Origin of the sequence: Sandarakinorhabdus rubra (assembly GCF_010994245.1) — a bacterium.
GTDB classification, from domain to species: domain Bacteria; phylum Pseudomonadota; class Alphaproteobacteria; order Sphingomonadales; family Sphingomonadaceae; genus Sandarakinorhabdus; species Sandarakinorhabdus rubra.
The window spans coordinates 1-506 of the sequence record NZ_WMHO01000484.1 but is presented as its reverse complement, the minus strand read 5'-3'; the positions used below and the strand labels follow the sequence as shown (position 1 = coordinate 506).

General features: G+C 73.1%; 1 pseudogene. It reads right to left on the bottom strand.

Annotated elements, in window-relative coordinates:
* A pseudogene (locus tag GJV64_RS15425) lies at window positions 1–506 on the bottom strand (hypothetical protein); the annotation flags it as partial.

The following is a 506-nucleotide window of genomic DNA, read 5'->3' as shown; positions in this document are numbered from 1 at the left end:
GGGCCAGCACGCCGCCGCTGTTGCTGCCAGCCGTGCTGACCAGTTGCGCCGCCCGGTTGGTGCCGTTGCTGGCCACCATCAGCACGTTGCCGGCCGTGCCGCCGCCGCCGCCAAAGCCGCCGATGCCAATGCCGGCAGCGCCTGCCGTGTCCTTGGCGAGCGCAATGCCGGCCCCGATGGAGAAGCCGCCATTGCCGCCGCCGCCGCCGAGCGACTGGGCGGTGATGCCATTGCTGCTGGCGCCGCCTGTGGTGGTGAGGCCGTTGATGAAGGCAGTGACGTCGCCGGCATTGCCCGCACCGCCGCCAAAGCCGCCAATGCCGATGCCGGCACTGCCGCTGCCGCTCTGTGCGACCGACAGCGCGGCGCCCACGGTGAAGCCGCCATTGCCGCCGCCGCCGCCCAGCGACTGGGCGAGAATGCCGCCCGAACCGGCGCCGCTGCCCGTTGTGGTGGTGCCAACAAGGTCCAGCAGCACGTCACCGGCATTGCCGCCGCCGCCGCCA